The organism is Niveispirillum sp. BGYR6 (assembly GCF_027568365.1).
In the GTDB taxonomy this organism is placed as follows: Bacteria; Pseudomonadota; Alphaproteobacteria; order Azospirillales; family Azospirillaceae; genus Niveispirillum.
In genome coordinates this window covers 132263-158685 of the sequence record NZ_JANLNL010000008.1, presented here as the reverse complement: position 1 = coordinate 158685, position 26423 = coordinate 132263, and the positions used below count along the sequence as shown (strand labels likewise).

The window sequence follows — 26423 nt, the reverse complement described above, 5'->3', positions numbered from 1 at the left end:
CATGGGCATTGTTCCCCGCCTGAAAGGGGATCTGGCCGCCCCGCCCCGGCCCGCCATCCGTGCCCGGCTGACCAGCCGGGATGTTGACCGGCTGTTGCGCCAGCCCGGTGCGGAATCCCGCATCGAGACCATGGCCAAGCTGGTCACGGAGATGGAGGAAGGCAGCCTGACCGAGACGGAAAAGCGGCTGGCGCTGGATATTCTGCGCGCCTTTGCCGCCGATGCCGAAACGGAGGTGCGGGCCGCCGTCGCCTGGCAGATCCATAACAGCCCCATCCTGACCAGCGATCTGGCCGAACGGCTGGTGCGCGACGTGGCACAGGTGGCCGTCCCCATCCTGAAATATGTGGATGGGCTGCCGGAAGCCTTGCTGCTGGAGGTGGTGGCGGAGCGCGATGCGCAGAAGCAACTGGCCATTGCCGGACGGCGCAGTGTCTCGGCCGCCGTATCCGCCGCCCTGGTGGAAACCGGCAATGTGCTGACCGTGGTGCATCTGCTGCGCAACCGCGGGGCCGCCGTGAAGGAAACCACGCTGGAACGGGCGGCCGAACGGTTCGGCCAGTTCCGGCTGGTGGCCGACAGCGTGGCCGCCCGGCCGGAAATCACGCTGGCCATGGTGGAACGCATGATCGCCCTGGTGTCGGAAGATGTGCGCCAGCAACTGATCCAGGACCATAATATAGAGCCGTCGCTGGCCAGAAGGCTGGCCGAGGGCGGGCGGGAGGCGGCGACGCTGCGCCTGCTGCAGCCGCTGTTATTGTCGCCGGACGATGCCGAAATGGTGGCCCGCCACCTGTTCCGCCAAGGCCGCCTGACGCCGCAGGTGCTGTTCCGCGCGCTGTGCGCCGGCGATCTGGAACTGTTTGTCGCCGGCATGGCGGCACGGGCCAATATTGCCAGCCAGGCCGCCAGCATCCTGGCCTGGGATGACGGGGTGCTGGGCCTGCACTGCCTGCTGGATGCCGCCGCCGTGCCCCCGGCCCTGACCGGGCCATTCCGCACCGCCCAGCAGGTGGCGCTGGATTGCGAGTATGTCAGCGGCCAATGCCCGCGGGAAAAGTTCCAGGCGCTGGTGGTGGAAACCCTGTTCGACCGTTATGCCGATACGGCGGAACGGGAGGTGGATGAGCTGTTGATGCAGATATCCGACCAGCCCGGCCTGGATATCGGCGCGGAACTGATGCCGCAACGCATGTGACCGATCACGCCGGAAGGATATTGGAAAGGCGAAGCATGAAGCTGACCTGCTACGCGCTCTATGATCCGCCACCGCTGCTGCGGCCGGCACCGGCAACGCGGGACTGGATGGATGCGACGCCGGACGGCTATGCCTATCGCTGCCTGCCGCTGAATATCGCCAATGCGCATGGCTGGGAAATTCTCTGCCCCATCGGGTTCAGTGCCATCTGGGATGGCGGTACCAGCCCATCGGCGCTGCAGGTGACGCTGGATGCCGGCGACCGGGCGCCGGCCATTTCGCATTTCGGGTCCGGCATCCTGACCTTCCATGTCGAGGCGCTGTTCCGCACCGAACCGGGCTGGAACCTGTATGTGCAAGGGCCGGCCAATGCGCCCAAGGACGCCATCGCCCCGCTGACCGGGGTGGTGGAAACGGATTGGGCGCCCTACAGCTTCACCATGAACTGGAAATTCACCCGGCCCGGCCAGAGGGTGCGGTTTGAGGCGGGGGAGCCATTTTGCAGCCTGTTCCCGGTGCGGCGCGACCTGATCGGACAGGTGGAACCGGAAATCCGCCGTCTGTCCGACACGCCTGACCTGCTGGCCGAATATCATGCATGGTCGGAGGGGCGCACACGCTTCAACGCCGACCTGGCCCAGCCGGACTCCGCAGCGCGGTCGGCGAAATGGCAGAAAAGCTATTATCTGGGCAACCGCCCGGATGGCAGCAGCGCCAATGCCGACCATATCATCAAACTCCGCCCCGCTGCCTTTGCCGATCGGCGGGAAGAGCGGGCGGATAGCGGCATCATCCCGCAACAGATAACAGCCGGATCGCCACCTGACCCGTGAAGGGGCTGACGGCGATATAGGTAAAGCGCACGCCATGATGGGCGGCATATTCGTGGAAAGCCTTGAATTCATGCTCCGCCCAACTGCGGTTGCCGATGAATTCATCAAAGACCAGCACAGAACCGGGCACCAGCCGGGGGGCCAGCGCCGTCAGCACCGTGACGGTGGAACTGTAGATATCGCAATCGACATTGACGAAACGCACCGGCCCCGGATGGGCCGCCAGAAAGCCGGGCAGGGTCTGGTCGAACCAGCCGGGATGCAGGGTGACATTGCCCGGCATGGCGGGCAGATCGGTGCCGGTGCTGAAGGTGCCCGCCGGCTCATTCCCCCAGCTTTCCGGCAGGCCTTCAAAACTGTCAAAGCCATGGACCGGCTGGCCCGCCGCTGCCGCGATATGGCGTAGCGAGGTGCCCCGCCGCACCCCGAATTCCAGCACCAGCCCCGGCACCTGTGCCTGATCCAGCCCATGGCGCAGCAGATCGGCCGACAGGCCGAACAGGCGGCACTCGGGGGCCAGATGCGGACGCAGGGCCAAGGCCCCCTCCAGAACAGCCTGATTGCCACCGATACCATTAGAATCCGTGACCGGTTTGCCCATCAGGCTGCGATAGGCATCCAGAAAGGCGCGGTATTTGCGGTTGGCCCCGGGACAGGCCGCCGCCTGTTCCAGCCGGGCCAGGGCCGCCGGCAGCCCCTGCAGCGCCAGCAGGCAGGCATGGGAGGCGAAAAGGCCGGCGGCATGGCCAGCACGAAGCGTCAGCAAACGGTCGAACATGGCCAGGGCGCCCACCGCATCGCCCAGGGCGTGGGCGGACAGCGCGCGCTGATAAAGCAGTTCTTCCGTGACCAGTCCGGATTTTTCCAGGCTTTCGGCGACAGAAATCGTATCCTCGTACCGCGCATCGCGGCGGAGCGCCGTGACCAGCGCATCGGCCAGGGCCGGATCATCCGGCCGGGCGGCCTGCAGCGCTTCCAACATCGGCACGGCCAGATGCATCAGGCCCAACCCGTTCAGCGCCCGGGCCAGATCGAAGCGGATGGCTGGATCATCCGGCGCCAGGGCCAGCGCCTGTTCCAATGCTGCCCGTGCGGCGCCATGTTCATGCAGCCCGATCAGGGCGCGGCCCAGCAACGCCAGTTCCCCCGGCCCCGTTGGCCCCTGCCCTTGCAGCAGCAGGCGGCGGGCCGCGCGGTAGCGGCCCCCGGCCAGCAATTCGGCAGCCTGGGCTTCACGGGAAAAGGGATGATCGGTCATGGCGGGCGGTCCGGTGGGCGTGAATGCGCTGCTCTAGCAGGAAAGCCGCCCGCACACCATCGCGGCCCATCACAGGATGAGCGCCTCCCCAATGAAATAGCGTAAAGCCCCGCCTTCCTGCTCAATCATCGCGATCCCCCCGGCATCCAGATACCAGCGGTGGCGGCTACCATCACGCAGGGTCAGTTCCCCCACCGCCCGACAGCCGGACCAGGTGCCCTCGGCGTAATACTTCATTTTGTCGACTTCCCGCGCCTGGCGCAGCCAGTTCGTTACCTGCCGCACCGTTGGGCGGAATTTGGGGCAGATCTCGACAGGCATGTTGATTTCGCCTGCCCGGTACTGACCCGTTTCCAGCACCGTCAAATTTTGCACAGCCAGGGGATCGGTGGCAGCGGTGGCGGAGGCCACCAGCAGCATGGCACAAACCACCCCATATATGCGCGGCCCCATAAACGCCTCCCAATCGGTCCTTACCGGTATGGTTCAGCCTGTGGCATGGTACCCGCAACCTTGCGTCGGTATGATCCCCAAAAGGGGCATTACCCGCCCGGCCGGGGCAGGCCCGCCAGCAATTTGGCCAGCAACCCATCCAGCGCCTGGCGCTCCGCCCGGTCCAGCCCGGCCAGCAGGGCGTCTTCATTGGCGACATGGGGTTCCAGAATGCCGTCGATCAGGGACAGGCCCTGATCGGTCAACCCCACCAGCACACCGCGCCGGTCGGCCGGGTTGGCGTGACGCGCCACCAGCCCGGCCTTTTCCAGCCGGTCCAGCCGGCATGTCATCCCGCCGGAGGAAATCATCGCCGTCTCATAGAGTGCCGTCGGCGTCAGCCGGAAGGGCGCGCCGGCCCGGCGCAAGGTCATCAGCACGTCAAATTCACCATGCTGCAGGCCATGCGCGGCCAGGAACGGGGCCAGCCCGTCCCGCTGGATCAGTTGTGCCGCCTCCAGCAACCGGCCGATCACCACCATGGGCAGCGAATCCAGGTCCGGCCGCTCCCGCGCCCATTGTGCCGCCGCTTCCCCGGCCCGGTCCCGCATGGCTGCCCCCTATATATCTTAGCAGTAAGATATTATTTGGTGAGATAATACAGCAGGCAAAGGCAATGCGGCAACCGGGGTGAACCTGGTGAAACGCAATAAAGCCAGAGGGATAGAGTCACCATGACGATGTGTACCACGCGGGCCGCCACGCCGCAGCGGGCTGGCGCCGCCCTGGCCATTGCCGGAATGCTGTTGCTGGGCCTGAACCTGCGTCCGGCGCTGGCCGCCATCGGTCCCTTGCTGGACCTGATCCAGCCGGCCACCGGATTATCCAGTACCGGCGCCAGCCTGCTGACCGTGCTGCCCATCGTGGCCATGGGCGTTTTTTCCATGGCGGGCGGGCCGCTGCGCCGGTTGCTGGGGGAACGCGGTGGCATCACCCTGGGCGTGGCGCTGGTGGCGCTGGCCTGCCTGCTGCGGGCAGCACCCCTGGGCGGGCTGGCCATGCTGGGCACGGCCCTGCTGGCCGGCATCGGCATCGCCCTGGTGCAGGCCCTGCTGCCCGCCACCATCAAGCGCCGCCACCCTGATCAGGTGGGGCGGATGATGGGGCTTTACACCACCTCCATCATGGGCGGGGCGGCCATCGCCGCCGCCTCGGCCGCCGGCCTGTCGGAATGGCTGGGCTGGAACGGGGCGCTGTCCTTCTGGGCGGTGCCGGCGGCCCTGGCCCTGGTGCTCTGGCTGGTCAGCAGCAGCGATGTGCCGGGCGCCAGCGGGCGGGTCACGGCCAGCGCCGCCGCCCCGGTCAATTGGTGGGGCCGGCGGCGGACCTGGCTGCTGCTGGCCTTTTTCGGCATCGGCACCGGGGCCTTCACCCTGGTGCTGGCCTGGCTGCCGCCCTTTTACACCCAGTTGGGCTGGGACCGCGCGGCGGCAGGATATCTGATGGCCGGCGTCACCATGACGGAAGTGGTGGCCGGGCTGACCGTGTCGGCCGTCATCGGCCGCTTCCCCGACCGGCGCGGGCCGGTCTTTCTGGTGTTGAGCCTGCTGATCGGCGGCTTGCTCTGCCTGATGCTGGCCCCGGCGGCACTCGCCCTGCCGGCCTGCATCCTGGTGGGGTTGGGGATCGGGTCTCTGTTCCCGCTCTCGATGATCCTGGCCATGGACCAGTCGGAGAACCCGGCCGATGCCGGGGCCCTGCTCTCCATCGTGCAGGGCGGCGGCTATCTGATTGCCAGCCTGATGCCGCTGCTGGCCGGCTGGCTGCGTGACCAGTTCGCTGATCTGACCTGGGCCTGGGCCGCCATGGCCATCGGTGTGCTGGTGATGATGGTCATCACCAGCCGGTTCAAGCCGCTTAAGGCGTAACCAGTCACACGATTTCCGGGGATTGTGGTGGGCCGTCGGCCAGCAGGTCGGCGATATTCTCCAGCGCTAGCGACAGGCCGGTATGGTCAGGGGCGGCCCCCAGCGCCACCCGCACATGCTGCCCGGCAGCCTCCCCAACGGCAAAGGCGCTGCCGGGCACCAGGGCGGCACCGGCCCGGCGGGCGGCTGCGACGAAATCCGCCTCCGTCCAGCCGGCGGGCAGGGTCAGCCAGAGGTGATGGCCCTCCCCCTGGGCAGAAACGAGCGCCGGGGGCAGCAGGTGGGCGGCCAGTTGCTGGCGGGCCATCGCCTCTGCCCGCACACCCTGCAAGATGGCCGCCGCCGTGCCATCGGCGATCCAGGCGGAGGCGGTGGCGACAGAAAGCGGCGGCGGCATCTGGGCGATGGCGCGCAACGCGGCCCGGCCCTGGGCTGCCCGCGCTACATCCGGCGCCACCACATAGGCCAGCCGCAGACCGGGCGTCAGCACCTTGGCCAGCGTCGCCACATGCCACACCAGATCCGGCCCCAAGGCTGCCAAAGGCGGCGGAGTCGTGACCGGTAACAGCCCGTAAGCATCATCCTCGATAATGCAGAACCCGTAGCGGCGGGCAATCGCCACAATGGCCTGGCGCCGTTCCAGCGGCAGGGTGGCCGTGGTGGGGTTATGCAGGGTGGGCGTCAGATAAAGCGCATCCACATCGCCCGCCGCACAGGCGGCCGCCAGCGCATCGGGACAGAGCCCGTCGGCATCCATCGCCACGCCGCGCATCGCCAGCCCCAGCGCAGTGGCGGCAGCCCGGAAGCCCGGATAGGTGTGGCAGCCGGACAGCACCACCCGCCCCGGCCGCACCAGGGTGGTGAGCAGGGCGGCCAATGCCGCCTGCGCCCCGCCGGTGATCAGCACCCGTTCCGGCTCCAGACCCGGCAGAACCGGGGCCAGCCATGCCGCCCCCGCCGCCCGGTCGGCCAAGGCCCCGCCCGCCGGCTGATAGGAGAGCAGGCGCAACAGATCGGCCCGCCGCGTCACCGCCGCCATGGTATGGGCAAATGCTGCCTGCAGGTCCAGCCCTTGCGGACGCGGCGGAATATTCATCGACAGGTCCAGTTCCACCGCCCGCACGGCGGCGGGTATCACCACCCGGTCACGCACGAAGGTGCCGCGCCCCACGGCCGTATCCACCAGCCCCCGCGCCCGCGCCTCCCCATAGGCGCGGGTGACAGTGGTCAGGTCGATGCCCAAGGCGGCCGCCAGGGCCCGATGGGTGGGCAGCCGGTCACCCGCCCGCAACTGGCCGTTGGCAATGTCGCTGGCAATCACATCGGCGATGGCGCGGTAAAGCGGCCCGGTGCCAATACGGCCATGGGGATTCCAGTCGGTCACGGCGGACATTGTCTGGATTGTCTGGGGTAAGGGGTGGCCATGCATCTCAACCCTCTTCCTCGTCCAGCCGGGCCTGTTCGGCCTTGTTCATATATTGCGAACAGACCAGCCAGCCCTTTAACGGGCGCAACAGGGCCAGACAGGACAACACGGCCAGCGGCAGCGTGGTGACCAGATGCACCCAATAGGGCGCCTGAAAGGCCAGTTCCAGCCAGACAGCGAAACCGACCAGCGGGAAACTGACGATGGACATGGTGAAGAAGGCCGGGCCATCGGCCGGGTCGGCGAAACTGTAATCCAGCCCGCAGACATCGCATTGCTTGGCCAGCGTCAGATAGCCCTTGAAAATATGCCCCTTGCCGCAGGCCGGGCACAGGCCGCGCACCCCCAGCCCCATCGGGGTGCCGGCAAAATCGGACAGGCGGCGCGGTTGCATGATCGACCTCACTGTATGGATGTTCTGTCAGAAGAATGTAGGCATTTCTACCCGACATTCTTCTAACAGTTTTGGACGGCCGGGGCAGGGATGGCGCATGTGCTGCGACCATCCACCCCAAGCGCCCCATACAATCCGGTCAATATGCCGGCGGGTCAGCCGGCGACGGTGATTTCCACCACCAGGGAGCCGACCCCTGCCACGCTGCCTTCCAGCCGGTCGCCGGGCAGTACCGCGCCCACACCGGCGGGGGTGCCGGTGAAGATCAGGTCGCCGGCAGCCAGGGGCTGGTAACGCGCCAGTTCGGCGATGATCTCCGGGACGGTCCAGATCATTTCCGACAGGTCGCCTTCCTGCCGGGGCAGACCATTCACCGTCAAGGTGATGCGGCCGGTCGCCACCTGGAGCACTTCTGCTGCCGGGCGCAGGGCGGAAACCGGGGCGGCGGCATCAAAGCTCTTGGTCATGTCCCAGGGCTTGCCGCCTTTTTTCATTTCCGCCTGCAGGTCACGCCGGGTGAAATCCAACCCCACGCCATAGCCGAAAATGGAACCGCCAGGACCGATGGCCACCACCAGTTCCACCTCGTGATGCAGGTCGGCGGTCAGCGGCGGGTAGGGAACGGCACCGCCGCCCGCCACCAGGGCATTGGGCTGCTTGGTAAAAAAGAACGGCGGTTCCCTGTTGGCCTGCCCCATTTCGCGCGCATGGGAATCGTAATTCCGCCCGACACAGAAGATGCGGCCCACGGGAAACAGGCTATCACTGCCCAGCACCGGCAAGGCGGCAATCGGCGGCGGGTCAAAGGCAAAATGGCTCATCAGGGCGGTCCCGGTCTGGGGGGAAGGATGGGCGCAGATAAGCACAGGGCCGGTGCCGGAACCAAGCCGCTTGACGCGGCTCCGCCATCATGATGTGCCAGGGGGTCGGACAGAACAGGGATAAACCCGATGATGAATCGTGAACAGGCCACGGCGCTGGATCAGGCCGATCCGCTGACCCCTTTCCGGGCGGAGTTCGCCCTGCCGGAAGGGATCATCTATCTCAACGGCAATTCGCTGGGCCCGCTGCCCGCCCGTGCGGCGGCGCGGGTGGCGGAGGTGGCGGCCAAGGAATGGGGCGAAGGGCTGATCCGCAGTTGGAACAGCGCCGGCTGGTACAGCGCCCCCCGCCGGCTGGGCGACAAGCTGGCCGGGCTGCTGGGCGCCGAATCGGGGGAGATGGTGGTGACGGATGCCACCGGCCTGAACCTGTTCAAGGCCGTGGCCGCAGCATTGGACCTGCGGCCCGACCGCAAAGTGATTGTGATGGAGGGGAGCAATTTCCCCACCAATAATTACATCGTCCAGGGGCTGGCGCGGTTTCTGGATCGCGGCCATGAGATTCGCTTTGTCGAGAAAGACGAGATTCTGCAGGCCATCGGCCCGGATGTGGCGGTGGTGGCGCTGACCCATGCGCATTACAAAACCGCGCATCTGCTAGATATGGCCGGGATCACGGCGGCCGCCCATGCGGCGGGTGCCCTGACGGTCTGGGATTTGTGCCACAGCGCCGGGGCGGTGCCGGTCGATCTGAACGGGGCCGGGGCGGATTTTGCCGTTGGCTGCAGCTATAAATATCTCAATGGCGGGCCGGGCAGCCCCGCCTTCCTCTTCGCCGCCCGCCGGCACCATGCTTCCATGCGCCAGCCCCTGTCCGGCTGGTGGAGCCATGCGACCCCGTTTGCCTTCGACCGGGATTTCCAGCCGGCGGAGGGCATTGCCCGGATGCTGACCGGCACCCAGCCCATCCTGTCGCTGGCCGGGGCAGAGGCCGGGATCGATCTGGCCTGCCGGGCAAACGCGGCCCAGGCCCGCGCCAAATCCAGCGCTCTGGGTGATTTATTCATTGAGTTGCTGGAAAGTCGCGTGACCGGGCACGGGTTCAACCTGGAAAGCCCACGGCTGGCCGCCGAACGCGGCGGCCATGTCGCCCTGTCGCACCCGCAGGGCTATCCGATCATGAAGGCGCTGATCGAGGCCGGGGTGATTGGCGATTTCCGGGCGCCGGATACGCTGCGCTTCGGCTTCTCCCCGCTCTATCTGCGCTATGTGGATGTGTGGGACGCGGTGGCCGTGCTGGCGGAGATCATGGAAAGCGGGCGCTGGCAGGAAGCCCGGTTCCAGCAGGTGGAGGCGGTGACGTGACATAAATAGCAGGCGGAACCGTGACCGGTTCCGCCTGCTATGCTCATTCCACCTCTGTCAACACGGTGCGGATCGTATCGACGATCTGGTCGATCTGCCCCTTCTCCACGATCAGCGGCGGCGACAGGGCGATGGTGTCGCCGGTGGTGCGGATCAGCAGGCCCTTTTCAAAACATTTCACAAAGGCGCTGAAGGCCCGCCGGGTCGGCTGGCCGGCAATGGGCTCCAGCTCAATGGCACCGATCAGGCCCAGATTACGGATATCCACCACATGGGCCGCATCGCGCAGCGAATGCATCGCCACTTCCCAATACCCGGCCAGTTCAGCCGCCCGGGTCAACAGCCCTTCGCGGCGATAGACATCCAGCGTCGCCAGACCGGCGGCCGCGGCCAGCGGATGGCCGGAATAGGTGTAGCCGTGGAACAGCTCAATGGCGTTTTCCGGCCCGGTCATGAAGGCATCATAGATCTTCTTCTGGAAGAAGACGGCCCCCATCGGCACGGTGGCATTGGTCAAGCCCTTGGCCGAGGTGATGATATCCGGCATCACGCCGAAGTAATCGGTGGCAAAGGGCGTACCCAGCCGGCCGAAACCGGTGATGACCTCATCGAAAATCAGCAGCAGCCCATGCTTGTCACAGATGGCCCGCAGCTTTTCCAGATAGCCCTTGGGCGGCACCAGCACGCCGGTGGAGCAGGCCACCGGCTCCACAATCACGGCAGCGATGGTGCTGGCATCATGCAGGGCGACAATGCGCTCCAGCTCATCGGCCAGATGGGCGCCCCATTCCGGCTGGCCCCGGCTGAAGGCCTGATGGGTGCGATCATAAGTGTGGGGCAGATGGTCCACCCCCGGCAGTTGGGCGCCGAACGCCTTGCGGTTGGTGACGATGCCGCCGACGGAAATGCCGCCGAAGCCGACACCGTGATAGCCGCGTTCGCGCCCGATGAAACGGGTTCGCTGCCCCTCCCCGCGTGACCGGTGATAGGCCAGCGCCACTTTCAGCGCCGTATCCACCGATTCGGAGCCGGAATTGGTGAAGAACACATGGTCCAGCCCCGGCGGCAGCAGCTGCACCAGTTGGGAGGCAAATTCAAACGCGACCGGATGGCCCATCTGGAAGGTGGGGGCGAAATCCATTTCCGCCGCCTGTTTCTGGATGGCGGCGGTGATTTCCGTCCGGCAATGGCCGGCATTGACACACCAGAGACCGGCGGTACCGTCGAGAATCTGCCGTCCATCATCGCTGCGATAATACATGCCGCTGGCGGAAACCAGCAGGCGGGGCGCCTGTTTGAACTGCCGGTTGGCCGTGAACGGCATCCAGAAGGCATCCAGATTATTGGGGCGCGTCTGCTGGTCTGGCACTCTTGATCTCCGGCAAGGATGAAAGCTCCCTGCCAGCATGGCGCTTTCCCCCTTGGCTCGGCAAGGTTGGTTTCAAGGGAAATTTCGATGTCAACCTGTGCCAAACTGTTGCGCCCCCTATGCTTTGCGCGCGCGTGGCTCTATGACAAAGGTTGCGGCATGATCGCCGCCGAAAAAGGCAGTTGGACCCCGTCGGAATGCGTGACGATCAGGAGCTTGGCCCGGAGCCCGCCACAAGGCGGCCGCATCTGCGCACCGCGCTCACGGCCCTGGCCGTGCTGGCGGTGGCAGCGGCGGGGTGGTTCGCCGCCACCCGGCTGGCCAATGAGATTTCCTATGATGAGGTGATGGAAGCGCTGCGGGCCACCCCGCTCTGGACCATTGGCGCCGCCTTGGGCATGACAGCCGCCAGCTTCCTGGCATTGACCTTTTATGATCGCGCCGCCCTGGCCTGGATCGGCCGGCCGATGCCATCGCCCACCATCATGCTGGCCTCCTTCTGTGCTTATGCGGTGGGCAATACGGCCGGGTTCGGCCCACTGACGGCGGGGGCCATCCGCTATCGCTTCTACACCCCGCACGGGCTGGAACCGGAGGAGGTGGCGCGCATCATCGCCTTTGTCACCGCCACCTTCGGGCTGGGGCTGGCCGCCACCACCGGGCTGGGCCTGTTGATTGCCGGCGATATCGCCGCCCTGGGCCTGCCCAGCAGCGTGCCACGCCTGCTGGGCATTGCCATCCTGGCCGGACTGGGCCTGCTGATCTGGCTGGCCGGCCACCAGGGCAGCGTGCAACTGGGCAAAACCCGGCTGATCCTGCCCAAACCCCGGCTGATGCTGGGCCAGATGGCCGCCGCCATCGCCGATATCGCCGCCGCCGGCAGCGCGCTGTGGCTGCTGCTGCCCGGCCTGGATATCGGCTGGACCGGTTTCATCGCCATTTACGCCGTGGCCGTCGGGCTGGGCGTGTTGAGCCATGTGCCCGCCGGGTTGGGCGTGTTTGAAACAGTGATCCTGGCGGCCCTGGGCAGCCGGGTGGATACCGAACAGGTGCTGGGCGCCCTGCTGCTTTACCGCGTCATCTATCATGTGGTGCCGCTGCTGCTGGCCGGGCTGGTGGTCAGTGTGCTGGAAACGCGGCGCGCTGCCCTTGCTGTGGCGGGATCGCGCCTGGGCAAGGTGGGCGGGCGCATGGCGCCGCCGGTGCTGGGCACCCTGGCCCTGGTGCTGTCGGCCATGCTGATCTTTTCCGGCGTCACCCCGGCAGCCGACCGCAATCTGGAACTGCTGTCCGACCTGTTGCCGCTGCCCCTGCTGGAAGGGGCGCATTTCCTTTCTTCCGTGCTGGGGCTGGGGCTGTTCATCGTGGCGCGCGGGCTGGTCTATCGGCTGGATGGCGCCTGGTGGGCGGCCGTGGCGATGCTGCCCGTCGCCATCCTGTTGTCGCTGGCCAAGGGGCTGGCCCTGACGGAGGCCAGCCTGCTGGGCAGCCTGCTGCTGCTGCTGCTGTTCAGCCGGCGCCGGTTCGACCGGCGCAGTTCCCTGCTGCACCAGACATTGACCATCCGCTGGCTGCTGGCGGTGGGGGTGCTGCTGCTGACGGCACTCACCATCCTGTTCTTCGTCTATAAGGATGTGGAATACGCGCACGGCCTGTGGTGGGAGTTTGAGTTTTCCGAAGAGGCACCGCGTTCCCTGCGCGCCATGCTGGGGGTGGGGTTGCTGGCCGGCATGGCCGCCGCCCTTTCGCTGCTGGGGCACAGCCGGGTGCGCAGCGGCCCCGCCGGGCCCGAAGATCTGGCCCGCGCCCGCGCCATTGTCGATGCCCAGCCACGCACCGGCGCCCTGCTGGCCCTGCTGGGTGACAAGAGCCTGCTGTTCTCCGACGATGGCCGCGCCTTCATCATGTATGGCTGCCAGGGCCGATCCTGGATCGCCCTGTTCGATCCGGTCGGCCCGCGCGATGCCTGGCCGCAACTGGTCTGGCGCTTTGTGGAAATGGCCCGTGCCGCCGGCGGACGCGCCGTGTTCTATGAGGTGGCACCGGAAAATCTGGCCCTTTATGCCGATGCCGGGCTGGCCGCCTTCAAGCTGGGGGAGGATGCCTTCCTCGACCTGCCGCCGTTCGACCTGAAGGGGGCGAAGCGCGCCAACCAGCGCAATGCCCTGAACCGGGGGGACCGCGACGGGCTGGTGTTCGACATCATCCCGACTGAGGCTGTACCGGCAGCCATGGCAGAGCTGCAGGCCGTTTCCAATGATTGGCTGGAAGCGCATGAGGTGCGGGAGAAACGTTTCTCCCTGGGCGCCTTTGAGCCCGACTATCTGGCCCTGCGGCCGGTGGCCGTGCTGCGCCGCGACGGTGCCATCGTGGCGTTTGCCAACCTGATGAACACGGACCTGAAGGAGGAGATCAGCATCGATCTGATGCGCTTCTCCCGCGCCGCCCCGCCGGGGGCGATGGAATATCTGCTGCTGCGGCTGATCCTGCTGTGCAAGGAACAGGGCTATCAGCGTTTCAACCTGGGTATGGCGCCGCTGGCCGGCCTGTCGGACAGCAATGCCGCCAGCATCTGGCACCGGGTCGGCCGCACCGTCTATGACCATGGCGACCGTTTTTATAATTTCAGCGGCCTGCGGGCCTTCAAATCCAAGTTCCAGCCCCGGTGGGAGGCGCGGTACATGGCGGTTTCAGGTGGCATCAACCCGATGCTGGCCCTGGCCGATGTCACCGTGCTGATCAGCGGCGGTTTGCGGGGTGTGGTGGGTAAATGAGTAAAAGTGCAAAGTTGGCCCTGATCTGGGTCATCACCTTGTCATTGCTGACATTTTTTGGTTGGCGCACTTGGCACGACGTTCCCCATACTGGATATCTGCCCCCCACCCAGCCCGGCTGGCTGCTGGGCCGGCTGCACCTGTACCAGCCCGTCGGCGACAATACTGGTGCGGTGATCCTGTTCTCCCAAGGCAAGGGCTGGGGCGAGGCCGAGCAGGATCTGGCCGAGCGCCTGGCCGACCAGGGCATCCTGGTCATCGGTGCCAGCCTGGACCAGACCCTGGCCGCCATGGAACGGGAAAAGGTGGAATGCCTGGAGCCGAAATGGGTGGTGGAGGATATCAGCCGCAATACCCAGCGCTATCTGCGCAGCGGCAGTTACCACCTGCCGGTGCTGGCCGGCATCGGCCCTGGGGCCACCCTGGCCCTGCGCATCGGGGCGGAAACATCCCGTGCCACCACGGGCGGCGTGGTGGCCATTGACCCCGCCCCCGGCGGGGAACCGAAGCGGCCAATCTGCCCCAATGACGATATCAACAACGAAGGGCCGCCGCTTTTCACCAAGGTAATCGTGACCAGTAACGGTGATAAGACGCGGGCGGCCGCCGAAGCCGCCACCATGCGCGCCCCAGAACCGACCCTGAGCCCGGCCAATGCCGCCGATGCCCTGGCCGAGGCGGTGATGGCCCGCATCGCTACCCTGGTGCCGACCGATGATAATACGCTGGACAGTCTGCCGCTGGTGGAAATGCCGACCAAGCCGGCCCTGGGCGTGATGGCCTTTGTCTATTCCGGGGATGGCGGCTGGCGCGATCTGGACAAGGATGTTGCCGAACGGCTGGTGGCAGAGGGTATCCCCACCATCGGCGTGGATATGCTGCGTTATTTCTGGTCCCAGAAGAAACCGGCCGAGGCCGCGCGTGACCTGTCACGCATGATCCGCTTTTACCGCACAAAATGGCCCGATACCCGCGTCGTGCTGGTGGGCTATTCCTTCGGGGCCGATGTGCTGCCCGCGATCTATAACCAGCTGCCGGAGGAGGATAAGGCGGCGGTGCACCAGCTTTCCCTGCTGGGTGTGTCCGACAAGGCAAGTTTTGAAATTTCGCTGGATGAGTTCCTGAACAATGACGACGAAAAGGCCGAACCTGTCCTGCCTGAACTGAAGCGCATCCCGCCGGGGCTGATCCAGTGCTTCAACGGCAAGGAGGATGAGGAAAGCCTCTGCCCGACGCTGCAGAAAATGGGGGTGGAGACCATCACCACCGAAGGCGGCCACCATTTCGACGGGAATTACGAGCATCTGGCGGAGATGATTGCCGCAGGCGTGAAGCGGCGGCAGGCGACAGCAGCGCCGGCCGCACCCTAACAGGATGCTGACCGGATGCGCTGATGGTCGCGCATCCGGTCAGCCCGCCAGCTGGCATCCCTGGTCAAGCCATGGTCGCGCGCCGCCAGACAGGCCTGCAGCGCCGCGGCCCGCCCGGCCACCGGATCGGTAACCAGCAGGTCCGGCGGCACCCGCGTGGCCAGCCGGGCCAATGTCTCCGGCGGTGGAGGTGGGGCCGCCTGCAGCCAATCATGTGACAGGCTGAAGCCGGAACGCATCAGCAGTTCCACCATGTAATCGCCACTGCAATGCAGGGTGGGGAAATGGCCCGGCACCTCCACAATCATCGGCAGGAGGGGAGCGAGAGAGGGAACCGTAAGGTTCGGATAGACCTGCGCACCTAAATAAATGCCGGCAATCTCAGCGAAATGGGCGATGTCGCGGACCGGCTCCATCCCAGCCTGCGCCAGGGGCATGATTTCCACCTTGGGCTTGGTGATGATCACCGTATCATTGGCGACATCGACATAAAGCCCGCCAAACTGCATGGCATTCTGGAAAAACCGCCCGCGCAGAGCGCCCCAGATGGAGCGGATAAGGCCGCCCTGGCCGGCAAAGGTCGCCAGAACCCGTTCCACCGGGTGGACGGGGGCGGCGATGCGGCGCTCCAGCTCCTGAAAGGCCACCATGCTGATTTCCAGGCAGCGGCCCAGCGGATAGCTTTTCCCCATCTGCGGCGGGCATTGCGGTGCCAGCACCCGGTCAATCTCCAGCCGCATCGCCAGGAGATAGTGGAACAGCGCCTTGCGGATGGGCAGCAAATGGCGGGCGGTCAAGGCAATCTGACGCTGACAAAGCGGTGCGGGCTGCTGCGGCAGCAGATCGCAAAATGCCATACAAGGTACGTCCTTCGCCTGAGAGCCAATGCCAGCAGACTGCCACGGGGAACAACGGCGGTGAAGCGGGCAATCGGTTATTCTTCCTGCCCGAACAGGGGGATGGGGGCCATGTCGCGCACCGGGCGCAGCACGATATTGCTGGTCACCCGCACCACCCCCAATTCGCTGTCATCAATCCAGCTTTGTGTCAGTTCCTGATAGGCATCAATATCCGGGCAAATCAGCTTGGCCACATAATCGAACGCGCCGCTGACCTCAAAACATTCCACCACCTCCGGCGTATTGGCCAGCCGGCGTTCGAACAACTGCCGGCTTTCGCGGCCATGCCGCTCCATGGCGATCTGCGCCAGCACGGTGATGCAGGATTGCAGCCGCCTTATATCCAGCACGGCCTGATAGCGCCGGATCAGCCCTTCCCGTTCCAGCCGGCGTACCCGTTCCAGACAGGGACGGGGCGACAAGCCCACCTTTTCCGACAGGGCCTGGTTGGTGATGCGGCCATCCTGCTGCAGCGCCATCAGGATGCGCTGGTCGATCTGGTCCAGGCGACGTCGGGAAGGGCTCATGACAGGCGGCCTTTGCGGGGGCGGAGGGGAAATTATAGCAGGCGGCGGGGGGGCGCTGTCACCCCACCGCCTGGCCTATGCCGCCACACGCGCCGCAGCCAGTGCCCCCCGCTCCCCTGCCAGAAAGCCGGTCAGCAGTGCCATGGCCAGTTCGGCTGTCTGCCCCTCCCGGTCATGGCGGGGCGCCAGTTCCACCAGATCCAGGGCCATGACCAGCCCGCTATCCCCCAGCAGGCGCAATGCAGCCAGGGCGCTTTCCCGGTCCAGCCCATCCGGCACCGGGCTGCCCACGCCGGGGGCCAGGGCCGGGTCCAGCACATCCAGATCGAAACTGACATGCAGCAGGGCGTTTTCCGCCCGCACACGTTCCAGCAGATCGGCCAGCAAAGCCGGCATCCCCCGCTGGCGCACCGCCTTCATCGGGTGCAGACAGACCCCGGCGCGGGCCAGATTGGCCGCCTCCCCCGGATCAATGTCGCGCACGCCGATCTGGGTCAGCCGGCCCGGCGGCACCAGCGGGGTGAAGGCACCAACCGCCAGCAGTTCCGGCGCCCCCAGCCCGCAGATGCTGGCCGCCGGCAAACCATGGGTATTGCCGGACGGGGAGGTTTCCGGCGTGTTGAAATCCGGATGCGCATCCACCCACAGCAGATGCAGCGGCCGCCCCAGCCGGGCGGCATAAGCGGCACTGGCCGCGACCGAGCCCAGCGCCATGGCATGATCGCCGCCCAGCAACAGTGGCGTGCCGCCGGTGGCCAGCACCCGGGCCACCCGGTCGCGCACCGCCGCACACCAGGCGGCTGTCTGGGCCAGATTGCGGCTGCCATCCGGCCCGGCAGCCCCTTCATAGGCGGGACCGGTCACATCACCCATATCGGCCACCAGCGCTGCCCCTGCCAATCGCCGCAATAGCCCGGCTTCACGCAAGGCTGCCGGCCCCTGGGCCGCCCCGCAATCCGTATGGCCGACATCGGTGGGTGCACCGATCAGACCGAACCAGCCGGTTCGGCGTGCTGTCATCATCTGCATGTTCCGCCTCCCCTGCCCTTAAGCCCGCAGGGCTTCCAGGGTTTCGGCAAAACGATCGATGGCCCAATCCAGATCGGCCCGGTCAATCACCAAAGGCGGGGCAAAGCGGATCACCGTTTCATGCGTTTCCTTGGACAGCACGCCGCGCCCCATCAGCGCCTCGCACACCGCCCGCGCGCTGGCAAAGCCGGGATCAATCTCCACCCCCAGCCACAGGCCGCGGCCCCGCACGGCGCGGATGGCGGGATGGGCGAGCGCCGTCAGCCGATCCCGCATATGCTGGCCCAGTTCGGCCGAACGTTGCACCAGCCCTTCTTCTTCCAGCACCTCCAGCGCCGTCAGCCCCACGGCGGCGGCCAGCGGGTTCCCGCCAAAGGTGCTGCCATGGTTGCCGGGCACGAACATGTCGATGACATCGCGCCGGGCCACAAAGGCGGAAACCGGCAGCACCCCGCCGCCCAGTGCCTTGCCCAGGCACAGCCCGTCCGGGCGGATGGCTTCATGCTGAAAGGCGAACCATTGGCCGGTGCGGCCCAGACCGGATTGAATCTCGTCCAGGATCAGCAGCACATTGTGACGGTCGCAGATTTCGCGCAACCGGCGCAGATAACCATCCGGCGGCACCACAATGCCGGCTTCCCCTTGAATCGGTTCCACCAGAATGGCGGCGGTGTTGGGGCCGATGGCCGCCTCCATCGCCGCCGCATCACCATAGGCCACGCTGCGGAAACCGGGGGCGAAGGGGCCGAACCCGTCGCGGTAGGCGGGCTCGCTGGAGAAACCGACAATGGTGGTGGTGCGGCCATGGAAATTGCCCTCCGCCACCAATATCTGCGCATGGTTGGCGGGGATGCCCTTCACCGTGTGGCCCCAGCGCCGGGCGGCCTTGATGGCGGTTTCCACCGCTTCGGCCCCGGTATTCATCGGCACAGCCCCATCCAGCCCGCTGAGCGCGCAGAGCCGGGCCAGGAACGGCCCCAAGCGGTCGGTATGAAAGGCGCGGGAGACAACGGAAACCCGGCTCGCCTGTTCGATCAGGGTCCGCAGGATGCGCGGATGGCCATGGCCCAGATTGACCGCCGAATAGGCGCTCATCATGTCCAGATAGCGTCGCCCCTGGTCATCCCACATCCAGGCCCCTTCGGCGCGGGCAATCACCACCGGCAATGGCTTGTAATTATGGGCGCACCAGCGATCCTCCAGGCTGATGGCATCGGCGCTGATCGGGGCATGAATATCCATGGCCTGTCCTCCCTTGGCATTTCCTGTATCGCCGCTGTGCGACGTTGCTTCCCACCAGCATGACAAAGCCGGGCAGCCGAAACGGCTGAACAGGCCGGCAGCGGCGACAGGAAACGGGTGCCGCGTCGGCCAGCGGCAGCCGTTTCGGCCCCGGACAATCCGGCACAGTAAGCCCCGGCCCGCGCCGCTGTGCGACGTCACACAGAACCCGTGCAATCCGGCACATGAAGCAGAAAATGCCCCCCGTGCAATTTGGCACAGCAACAGGGGAGGCATCGAAGACACATAAATTTTTGTTTAGTTACAATGACTTAATTTCGTGTCCCGGATATGGCTTTCTGTGCCGGATTGCACGGGTATGAGGGTGGTGATTGACTTTCCCGCCGGGTTGAGACAAGTCTCAATCAATACAAACCGTTCCCGATCCCGTAACGCGATGATGGGCCTGCAATGACCCCCGATGAACTGCGCCAGTTCCGCGAGCGCCGTGGCGAAAGCCAAGCCGCCTTCGCCGCCTGGGTGAACACCAAACTCGGCCGCAAATATGATAATGCCACGATCAGCCGCTGGGAATCCGGGGCCGAACGGCTGCCGGTGCGGGTGGCGGAATTCCTGGCTGCCGCCAGCCAGCGCGTTGCCAAGATCATTGCCGTGGCCAACCAGAAAGGCGGGGTGGGAAAAACCACAACCTCACTGAATCTGGGCTATGCGCTGGGGGAACTGGGCAAACGGGTGCTGATCGTCGATGCCGACCAGCAGGCCACCGCCACGGAAGGGGCGGGACTGGACCCGCTGACCGTGCAGGATGAAAAGCGCGGCCTGGAAGATGTGCTGTTCGGCGAAACCGCCATCCGCGACGCCATTGTCGCGCTGGACGGGTTCGACATGCTGCCCTGCACCATCGCGCTCGCCGAAGCGCAGATCAAAATTCTGCTGGATCCCGATGATGGCCGCTATGTGCTGCGGGAACGTTTGTCGGAAATTCAGCGCGATTATGATTACATCGTCATCGATTGCCCGCCGGAACTGGCGCTGATCACCGTCAGCGCCCTGATCGCCGCCGATGCGCTGCTGATCCCGACCAAGGCCAGCCGTTATGATGTGCGCGGTATTCCGCTGATTTTCGACACGGTGCAGAAAATCCAGCGCCGCCAGAACCCCAGCCTGACCGTGCTGGGCATCCTGCCCACCATGTTCAACCGCAATTTCGCGGTCGAACAGCAGGTTCTGGCCGATTTGCAGGAGACGGTCGGGTCGAAAACCCGCATTTTCGCCCCCGTCCCCCGCTCTACCGAGATCGATCAGGCAACATATGCCGGGCAATTGCCCTTGAAGGCACTACCGAAATCACACCCAATCAATATTTACCGCACCATCGCGCAGGAGATCGTCAATGGTTAAGAATTGGCGTAAGGCCGGCGCACAGCAACCGGTGGTGAAAAGCATCGGTGAAAGCCTGGAACGGCCGGGCGCGGATTTGCTGTTTGGCGATACGGACGGCCTGCGCGACACGGTGATGCTGCGCCTGTCCGACGTGGTGCCCAACCCGCACCAGCCGCGCCGCCATTTTGATGAGACGGAGCTGCAGGGCCTTGCCTCTTCCATGCGGGAAGTGGGGCAATTATCGCCCGTGCTGGTGACACCGCACCCGACGGAGCCCAAGCATTTCATGCTGGTCGCCGGCGAACGGCGCTGGCGGGCCGCCAGCATGGCCGGGATGAGCCGGATCATGGCCCATATTCTGCCGGTCGAAACCAATACCGAGCAGATTGCGCTGATCGAAAACCTGCAGCGCGTCGATCTCAGCCCGGTGGAAGAGGCAGAAGGCATCCGCCGCCTGATTGAAGCGCATGAATATAACCAAGAAGAAGTGGGCGACCTGTTGGGTCGTTCACGCACCGAAGTCAATACAACCCTGACCTTGTTGAAACTACACCCTGATATTCAGCGTGACTGTGTGACGTCACACAGCGATATTCCCAAGGCTGTTCTTCTGGAACTGGCGCGTATGGAATATCCACAACAGCTGACCTTATGGGAGAAGGCCCGCCAGGGTTCTTTGACCGTACGCGAAGCCCGTGACGCGCGGTTGAAACCCGAAGTCGCAAAACCCGTAAGCGAACCCAGGGTGATGACGCCCAAGCGCTTCATCGCCGGCCTGGGAAAACTGGAAAAGGGTTTGGAACAGGGTGTCCAGGCCTTGCAGGATGAGGGGGTCAAACTCTCCAAGGCGGACCGGCAGCGGCTGGAGGCCTTCCGCAGCCGCTTGCTGGAATATGCCGATCTGTTGGAAAGCGTGGGCCGGGAAGGCTGATCCCCGGCTTGTTTCTCCTGAAAAGCGGGGCCGGCGTGCCCCGCTTTTTTTATGCCCGCAGCCCGGCCACCACCTCTTCCGCCACCAGCCCCACCCAGCGGGGCAGATTTTCCGGCGCCGTTGCGGCGCGCATTTCCTTGGCCCCCAATTCCTTGGCCCGGCGATACCAGCGGGCGCGCACGGTATAGGGCTCCCCGGACAGGAATTGCGCCGCCCGCACCGCCGCCGCCGAGGGTTCCGACCCTGGCGGGGTGATCTGTACCGGCCCCGATGCCGTGGGATGCAGCTTTTCCAGCCAGGCCCGGAAGGCGGCGGAAGGGTTGCGGCAAGGCTCCTTCTGCCGCAGCGCCCATTCTGCCCAACTGAAAATCGCCGTTTGCATATCCACGTCGGGATATTGGCTCACCAACTCTTCCACCACCTCCAGCGACACGCGCTGGATCAGGCCCAGCACACCGGCTGGGCCGCGTTCCCGGTCGGTGCGCCCATCTTCCAGATCAGGCGTATCCTGATCGCGCGCGTTGGCATGGGCGGCTTTGCCCACCGGGGCCTTGGCAAATTCCGTAATCCGCGCGGTGGCCACCAGATCGCTGTTCGATTTCTTTTTCACATCGAAAATCAGCTTTTCCACCTTGCGGCCGCGCCCATGCGACCGCACCTCCTCATAGGCGATGTACAGGCCACTTAACTCATTGATTTCCTTGATACCTGGGTCGAGAACCCGGCGCTGAAAATGCGCATAGTTGGGCATTTTCTCCGTACAGCCCAGGCTTTCGCGCAGGTCATCGATCGTCACTTCCCAGCGCGGTTCCCGCAGATTGACCCGCAGGCTCAACAGCTCATACAGCGCCAGCGAATATTTGGAGGAAAACTGTGCGCAGATCGCCAGATGGATGCGCGCCCAAGCACCCGGCTTGGCCAGCAGCGGGCGCAGCTTGGGCGGAAACTCCCATTCCGCATAGCCGGCACCGCGCGGCAAGGCGCGGAAGGCCAGCAGGGGGGAACCACCTTCCTTCAACTGCTGATCCGCTTCACTCCAATAAGGGAAACGCACCAGTGTCTGCATCAGCCGGTCAAATGACTGGCGCAGACGCACATTATTGCTTTCCGTATCATCGCCGATGGCGCGGCGCAGATCGGCGGTCGACGCGCGGAAAGGCGGCAGAACCGCGTTCGGATCGGCCAGCTTGTCCCAGCTATAGGCCAGCAGCACGTTGAACAGCTTACGGTCGGCCAGGGTCAGCCCGTTACCGGTCTCCATCACCTCGATCTGGGTACGCGGCTTCGGCAGCGTCGGATCAGTCGATAGATCCAACACATTGCCGCTGATGCGCGGCCGCACCATCTCCGGCTTAGGCATTGCAGCACTGGCCGCCATTAAATTCCGCTCCCCGACGCGCGATGTCACTGTGACACAGCATCACCAGCACAGGCACAGGATCAAGCGAGAATCATCAAACCCGTGCGAGATGGCACAGTGACAACGCTAAATGCCCGTCACAGCCGTGACATCCGGCACAGCAAGGGCAGCACCCCCGGATTCGTCCCGTGAGATCAGGCACAAACACGTGCCGGCCCCAGACTGTGCCGGGGAATCACCCGGAAAATGCAGCGGAATCGGGGGTGAATCGGCGGGCTGACCGTGCGTTCTGGCACAGAATGACGGGGGCGACCCGTGCAATCCGGCACAGGAAGGCCCGATCAGGGGCCGGAAATCCCGTGCAATCCGGCACAGGGAATAGGGCTAAGAGTTTGATTTTATGGGATGTTGTGATTTCCCCTCAAACCGCACCCGGACAATCCGGCACAGCAAGCCGCCTCCCCCGTGAAGTAAGGCATATGAAGCCGTGGGCTGGGGCACAAAAAGCCGGGCAATCCGGCACCGTGACTCAGAAGATCTGGCACACAGAGCCGGGTACCACGGCACAGAGACAGGGTTTAAGCATATGAAAAATAATCAGTTTTTCTCCCCGAACTTAGAACAGGGAATCAAAGGAATCTTAAAAGAACAGAAAGGTTGAGGATAGCTTGAGACAAAAGGGGCAAAGGCAGGAACCGACAGAAAGGCAGACAGAACCCGCCAGCCCCCATGTCACCCAATGCGTCTGGTACAAAGCTGACGGAAAAGGCCAAGCGGCACCGGACAAGGATTGACGGGGGCGTACCAACGCCGGATTCTGCCACGTCCAAGCCCCTGATGGAGTGTCCCAGCATGAGTGTCCCGACGCCAGAAAATGACGGCCCCATCAGCCTGATCGTGGTGCCGCGCAGCCATGATGTCGGCGGGTTCGAGGTACGGCGTGCCCTGCCCACGGCCAAGCGCCGCATGGTCGGCCCCTTTATCTTCTGGGATCAGATGGGGCCGGGCTTCCTGCCAGCCGGTACAGGCCTGGATGTGCGACCCCATCCGCATATCGGCCTGTCCACCGTCACCTATCTGTTCGAAGGGGAGATCATGCACCGGGACAGTTTAGGCTCGGTCCAGGCGATCCGTCCCGGTGAGATCAACTGGATGACCGCCGGCAGTGGCATCGCCCATTCAGAGCGCACGGAGGCCAGCCAGCGCAGCCATGGCAACGCCCTGTCCGGCATTCAGAGCTGGGTGGCCCTGCCCGAACGGTACGAGGAAATCAGCCCGGATTTCGTGCATTACAGCGCCGATGCCATGCCGGTGATCGAAGATCAGGGTGTCTGGATGCGGCTGATCGCCGGGGAGCTGTTCGGCGAATGCTCCCCCATCCGCACGCTCTCTGAAACCATCTATGCGGAAATCCTGCTGACGCCGGGGGCGCGCATCGCCATCCCGCCGGCCCATGCTGAGCGGGCGCTGTATGTTTCCAGCGGGGCGGTGGAGATCGCCGGCGACCGCCATGCGGTGGGTGAGGATGGCGGCGGGGTACTGCTGGTCCTGCGCGAAGGGGATGAGATTGTCGTGACCGGTCTGACGGCGGCCCGCGTGCTGCTGTTCGGCGGGGAGCCGATGGATGGGCCGCGCTATATCTGGTGGAACTTCGTTTCCAGCTCCAAGGAGCGGATCGAGGATGCCAAGGCCGATTGGAAGGCCGGGCGCTTCCCGGCCGTGCCGGGGGAGACGGAATTCATTCCCCTGCCAGAGTAATCCCTGGCGGAAAAGGTGACAGGGCGGCGGGGCCAGTGGCGGTTTTCCGCCACCTATCCCCTGCCCTACCGCAGCGCACAAGTCATTGATCAGCAAGGATCATAGACGACAGATTTTTCATATTGCGGCGCGATATTGGCACGTCCCCTGCTTTGGGAAGGGTAGCCCGGACATCGGCATGAAGCCGGGTGGAACAACCAACCCCAAGGCCTGAGGATAGCCACCCATGAAACCCGCCAAGCTGCTTTCCCTGTGTGCCGCCGCTGTCGCCCTGTGTGCGCTGGCCCCTGCTGCCATGGCCGCCGATGATGTGATCCGCGTGGGCAATCTGAAGTTGGCGCATTTCGGGGCCGTCTCCTATGTGCAGGAAATCGCCCCTTCCTGCGGCATCAAGGTGGAAACCAAGATTTTCGCCAAGGGCCCGGACGTGATGCAGGCCATTCTGGCTGGTGAACTGGATGTGGGTGCCACCGCGTCGGAGGCGGCCATTTCCGGCCGCGCCAACGGCGCGCCGATCTATATCGTCGCCGGCTTTGCCAAGGGCGGCGCCCGCCTGCTGGCCACCCCGGAATCCGGCATCAAGAACGTGGCCGACCTGAAGGGCAAGAAAGTGGGTGTCACCCGTGGCGGCATTCAGGAAGTGCTGCTGGCGGCGGAGTTGGACAAGGTGGGCCTGACCTGGTCCGACAAGGGCGGCAAGGACGTCACCGTTACTTATCTGAACTACCCGGATTTGAACCAGGCCCTGCTGTTGAAACAGTTGGATGCCATCATGCAGACCGAACCGCAGAGCGCACAGGCCGTCAGTGCAGGGTTCGGGCTGGAAATCATCAAGCCCTATGACACGCCGATCGGCTCGCCTGTCCGCACCATGGTGATGAGCGAGAAATTCATGAAGGAGAAGCCGGAACTGGCGCAGAAATACATGGCCTGTTTCGTGAAGGCGACCAAGAGCTTCATGGACAGCCCGGCCACCGCGTCCAAGTTCGTGCGTGAAACCCTGTTCGGCAACCAGTTGAGTGAGGCCGATTTCAACGCCGCCATTGCCAATGCCCCCTATACGCTGGGCATCACGGCCGAACATATCCAGGCCACCACGGACGTGATGAAGGCCCATGGCATCGGCAAAATGTCCAACCCGCCGGTGGCCAAGGATTTCGTGCGGACCGAGCTGCTCGATCTGGCGATGAAGCAGGTTCAATAACCCTGTCCGTCTGATCCGGAGGCTGGGGGGATCGCCCCCAGCCTTTCCGCCGACAACCCGTTTGCAATCCGGGAAAAACCCACATGAAGATGCCGAACGTCAAGGCGCTGGCGGAAGGGGCCGCCGTGCCCGTGCTGCTGCTGGCCCTGTGGCAGCTTGTCTGTTCCATGGGCTGGGTCAATGAACATGTCCTGCCCTCCCCCGGCGCTGTCGCCGTGCGCTGGTGGCAATATCTGGCCCCGCTGGAGCCCTATGACCCGAAGGCTGGTTCCTGGCTGGGCTGGGCCGTATCGGGTGAGCTGATCATCGACAGTATCGGCAGCCTGTACCGCGTGCTGATGGGCTTTCTGGTCGGGGCCGTGCTGGCCCTGCCGCTGGGCCTGCTGATGGGGGCCAAGCCCGCCGTCTATCGCTGGTTCGACCCGATGATCCAGGTGCTGCGCCCCATCCCGCCCATTGCCTATATCCCGCTGTCGATCCTGTGGTTCGGCCTGGGCAATCCGCCGGCCATCTTCCTGATCGCCATCGGCGCCTTCTTCCCCGTGCTGGTGAACACCATTGCCGGGGTGCGCCATGTCGATGGCATCTATCTGCGTGCGGCGCGCAATCTGGGGGCCAGCCAAGGCACCATCTTCCGGCGCGTCATCCTGCCGGCCGCCACGCCCTATATCCTGTCCGGCGTGCGCATCGGCATCGGCACCGCCTTCATCGTGGTGATCGTGGCGGAGATGATCGCCGTTTCCAACGGCCTGGGCTTCCGCATCCTGGAAGCGCGGGAATATTTCTGGTCCGACAAGATCATCGCCGGGATGTTGACCATCGGTCTCTGGGGGCTGGCCATCGATGTCGGCGTCAGCCGGCTGAATAATTACCTGCTGCGGTGGCACCGCGGCCTTGAGCATTGATGCAGGGGAGACCGGAG

The 26423-nt window shown here is 65.0% G+C and carries 23 protein-coding genes; 11 read left to right on the top strand and 12 right to left on the bottom strand.

Translation table 11 applies throughout. From position 1 onward, the window contains the following. The first annotated feature begins 1 nt into the window (after position 1). Positions 2 to 1198: a DUF2336 domain-containing protein gene (locus tag PCJ49_RS17035; protein WP_269911985.1), complete on the top strand. Its 1197-nt coding sequence runs from the start codon at positions 2 to 4 to the stop codon at positions 1196 to 1198. 35 nt (positions 1199 to 1233) lie between these two features. After that, positions 1234 to 2031, top strand: a complete 798-nt coding sequence (locus tag PCJ49_RS17030) for a DUF6065 family protein (protein WP_269911984.1) — start codon at positions 1234 to 1236, stop codon at positions 2029 to 2031. Here the strand turns inward: PCJ49_RS17030 and PCJ49_RS17025 are convergent. From PCJ49_RS17025 to PCJ49_RS17015, 3 genes are all read right to left on the bottom strand, one after another. Beyond that, on the bottom strand, positions 1988 to 3289 hold the full coding sequence (locus PCJ49_RS17025; protein ID WP_269911983.1) for a class I SAM-dependent methyltransferase: 1302 nt from the start codon (positions 3287 to 3289) through the stop codon (positions 1988 to 1990). The genes PCJ49_RS17030 and PCJ49_RS17025 overlap by 44 nt on opposite strands. 69 nt (positions 3290 to 3358) lie before the next feature. Continuing rightward, a complete protein-coding gene (locus PCJ49_RS17020; protein WP_269911982.1) occupies positions 3359 to 3742 on the bottom strand; it encodes a hypothetical protein in 384 nt (127 codons plus the stop codon). 89 nt (positions 3743 to 3831) lie between these two features. Beyond that, positions 3832 to 4332, bottom strand: a complete 501-nt coding sequence (locus PCJ49_RS17015) for a MarR family transcriptional regulator (RefSeq protein WP_269911981.1) — start codon at positions 4330 to 4332, stop codon at positions 3832 to 3834. Between the two features lie 123 nt (positions 4333 to 4455). On the opposite strand from PCJ49_RS17015, the gene PCJ49_RS17010 reads away from it, so the two are divergent. Next, on the top strand, positions 4456 to 5649 hold the full coding sequence (locus tag PCJ49_RS17010; RefSeq protein WP_269911980.1) for an MFS transporter: 1194 nt from the start codon (positions 4456 to 4458) through the stop codon (positions 5647 to 5649). Between the two features lie 4 nt (positions 5650 to 5653). On the opposite strand, the gene PCJ49_RS17005 is transcribed toward PCJ49_RS17010, so the two are convergent. The 3 genes from PCJ49_RS17005 to PCJ49_RS16995 form a co-directional block, all read right to left on the bottom strand. Beyond that, the gene (locus tag PCJ49_RS17005) at positions 5654 to 7042 is read right to left on the bottom strand and encodes a PLP-dependent aminotransferase family protein (RefSeq protein ID WP_269911979.1); all 1389 of its coding nucleotides are present in this window, start codon (positions 7040 to 7042) and stop codon (positions 5654 to 5656) included. 37 nt (positions 7043 to 7079) lie between these two features. After that, entirely contained in the window at positions 7080 to 7469 is a 390-nt protein-coding gene (locus PCJ49_RS17000; protein ID WP_269911978.1) for a DUF983 domain-containing protein, read from the bottom strand. Positions 7470 to 7624: 155 nt separating this feature from the next. Then, entirely contained in the window at positions 7625 to 8290 is a 666-nt protein-coding gene (locus PCJ49_RS16995) for a fumarylacetoacetate hydrolase family protein (RefSeq protein WP_269911977.1), read from the bottom strand. 129 nt (positions 8291 to 8419) lie between these two features. On the opposite strand from PCJ49_RS16995, the gene kynU reads away from it, so the two are divergent. Continuing rightward, positions 8420 to 9655: a kynureninase gene (gene kynU / locus PCJ49_RS16990; protein WP_269911976.1), complete on the top strand. Its 1236-nt coding sequence runs from the start codon at positions 8420 to 8422 to the stop codon at positions 9653 to 9655. A gap of 43 nt (positions 9656 to 9698) precedes the next feature. On the opposite strand, the gene PCJ49_RS16985 is transcribed toward kynU, so the two are convergent. Beyond that, positions 9699 to 10979, bottom strand: coding sequence for an aspartate aminotransferase family protein (locus tag PCJ49_RS16985; protein WP_269912075.1), 1281 nt, complete (start codon positions 10977 to 10979; stop codon positions 9699 to 9701). 242 nt (positions 10980 to 11221) lie between these two features. Here PCJ49_RS16985 and mprF point away from each other — a divergent pair, with 242 nt between their 5' ends. Then, positions 11222 to 13798 carry a bifunctional lysylphosphatidylglycerol flippase/synthetase MprF gene (gene mprF / locus PCJ49_RS16980; RefSeq protein WP_269911975.1) on the top strand — a complete coding sequence of 859 codons (2577 nt, stop codon included), beginning with the start codon at positions 11222 to 11224 and terminating at the stop codon, positions 13796 to 13798. Next, complete coding sequence (locus tag PCJ49_RS16975) at positions 13795 to 15168, top strand: AcvB/VirJ family lysyl-phosphatidylglycerol hydrolase (protein WP_269911974.1); 1374 nt, start codon at positions 13795 to 13797, stop codon at positions 15166 to 15168. The genes mprF and PCJ49_RS16975 overlap by 4 nt, the downstream gene beginning before the upstream one ends. On the opposite strand, the gene PCJ49_RS16970 is transcribed toward PCJ49_RS16975, so the two are convergent. The 4 genes from PCJ49_RS16970 to rocD all read right to left on the bottom strand — a co-directional run bounded on the left by PCJ49_RS16970 (position 15165) and on the right by rocD (position 18865). Beyond that, entirely contained in the window at positions 15165 to 16025 is an 861-nt protein-coding gene (locus PCJ49_RS16970) for a hypothetical protein (RefSeq protein ID WP_269911973.1), read from the bottom strand. The two genes, PCJ49_RS16975 and PCJ49_RS16970, sit on opposite strands and share 4 nt — an antisense overlap. 77 nt (positions 16026 to 16102) lie before the next feature. Beyond that, positions 16103 to 16594, bottom strand: a complete 492-nt coding sequence (locus PCJ49_RS16965; RefSeq protein WP_089288233.1) for an Lrp/AsnC family transcriptional regulator — start codon at positions 16592 to 16594, stop codon at positions 16103 to 16105. Positions 16595 to 16669: 75 nt separating this feature from the next. Beyond that, the gene (locus PCJ49_RS16960) at positions 16670 to 17623 is read right to left on the bottom strand and encodes an arginase (protein WP_269911972.1); all 954 of its coding nucleotides are present in this window, start codon (positions 17621 to 17623) and stop codon (positions 16670 to 16672) included. A gap of 18 nt (positions 17624 to 17641) precedes the next feature. After that, on the bottom strand, positions 17642 to 18865 hold the full coding sequence (rocD, locus tag PCJ49_RS16955) for an ornithine--oxo-acid transaminase (protein ID WP_269911971.1): 1224 nt from the start codon (positions 18863 to 18865) through the stop codon (positions 17642 to 17644). Positions 18866 to 19315: 450 nt separating this feature from the next. Here rocD and PCJ49_RS16950 point away from each other — a divergent pair, with 450 nt between their 5' ends. Together PCJ49_RS16950 and PCJ49_RS16945 are read left to right on the top strand one after the other, a co-directional pair. Next, entirely contained in the window at positions 19316 to 20266 is a 951-nt protein-coding gene (locus tag PCJ49_RS16950) for an AAA family ATPase (RefSeq protein WP_269911970.1), read from the top strand. After that, positions 20259 to 21179, top strand: a complete 921-nt coding sequence (locus tag PCJ49_RS16945; protein WP_269911969.1) for a ParB/RepB/Spo0J family partition protein — start codon at positions 20259 to 20261, stop codon at positions 21177 to 21179. The genes PCJ49_RS16950 and PCJ49_RS16945 overlap by 8 nt, the downstream gene beginning before the upstream one ends. A gap of 49 nt (positions 21180 to 21228) precedes the next feature. Here the strand turns inward: PCJ49_RS16945 and PCJ49_RS16940 are convergent, their stop codons facing one another. Further along, on the bottom strand, positions 21229 to 22557 hold the full coding sequence (locus PCJ49_RS16940) for a replication initiation protein (RefSeq protein WP_269911968.1): 1329 nt from the start codon (positions 22555 to 22557) through the stop codon (positions 21229 to 21231). A gap of 834 nt (positions 22558 to 23391) precedes the next feature. On the opposite strand from PCJ49_RS16940, the gene PCJ49_RS16935 reads away from it, so the two are divergent. From PCJ49_RS16935 to PCJ49_RS16925, 3 genes are all read left to right on the top strand, one after another. Continuing rightward, positions 23392 to 24297 carry a pirin family protein gene (locus tag PCJ49_RS16935; RefSeq protein ID WP_269911967.1) on the top strand — a complete coding sequence of 302 codons (906 nt, stop codon included), beginning with the start codon at positions 23392 to 23394 and terminating at the stop codon, positions 24295 to 24297. Positions 24298 to 24523: 226 nt separating this feature from the next. Continuing rightward, a complete protein-coding gene (locus tag PCJ49_RS16930) occupies positions 24524 to 25501 on the top strand; it encodes an ABC transporter substrate-binding protein (protein ID WP_269911966.1) in 978 nt (325 codons plus the stop codon). Between the two features lie 83 nt (positions 25502 to 25584). Further along, complete coding sequence (locus PCJ49_RS16925) at positions 25585 to 26406, top strand: ABC transporter permease (RefSeq protein ID WP_269911965.1); 822 nt, start codon at positions 25585 to 25587, stop codon at positions 26404 to 26406. Positions 26407 to 26423 lie beyond the last annotated feature (17 nt).